The organism is Dietzia sp. B19, from assembly GCF_014145155.1.
Lineage (GTDB): Bacteria > Actinomycetota > Actinomycetes > Mycobacteriales > Mycobacteriaceae > Dietzia > Dietzia natronolimnaea.
Genome location: NZ_JAALED010000575.1, coordinates 12,910 through 13,134, shown reverse-complemented (window position 1 = coordinate 13,134; position 225 = coordinate 12,910). Strand labels below are relative to the sequence as shown.

Genomic DNA, 225 nt, shown 5'->3' with positions numbered 1-225 from the left:
ATCGTGGTCACCCACAGCGAGAAGGAACATGCAGCTCCGACGTATAAGCGCGCGTTCGGGTACCACCCGATCGGCGTGTGGTGCGACAACACAGAAGAGTTTCTCGCGGCGAGCTTGCGCCCGGGCAATGCTGGCTCCAACACCGCTGCCGACCACATCGACGTCCTGGGCCAGGCAATCGCGCAGATCCCCGCTGCTCACCGGCGTGACCTGCTGATCCGCTCG

General features: G+C 64.4%; 1 protein-coding gene. It reads left to right on the top strand.

Features of this window, described 5'->3' with window-relative positions; translation table 11 throughout:
* Positions 1–225 (top strand): transposase (locus G6020_RS17375; RefSeq protein ID WP_241732792.1); only part of this gene is annotated, 225 nt, incomplete at both ends.